We start from the raw sequence: 256 nt of genomic DNA on the forward strand, positions 1-256 counted from the left end.
AAGACAGCAGTACATAAAAATACTTGCAGACTACCAGCTGAAAGTTGGACAACTGACACCTGACTCCGGTGTTTGGCCGAAAACTAAGCTGCTTACTGACTTTGAACAGTTTTGTGACCGCTCCCATAAAGAAACAAGAGAGCTAATAGAAGGCGCTAAAAAACTTCAGGAACAAAGGAACAAAGGAATAACACCAACACAATACGTCTGCTGATTACTCATTCAGCCCAACTAGAGCAGAAAGTCAAAGCAGCTG

Annotated in this window: 1 protein-coding gene; it reads left to right on the plus strand. The window is 42.6% G+C overall.

All coding sequences use genetic code 11. The annotated features are described in order from the left end of the window. On the plus strand, nucleotides 1-214 hold a 214-nt coding region (locus A3756_RS28660), incomplete at its 5' end, for a hypothetical protein (protein ID WP_231875505.1). Between the last annotated feature and the right edge of the window lie 42 nt (nucleotides 215-256).

The organism is Oleiphilus sp. HI0086 (assembly GCF_001635225.1).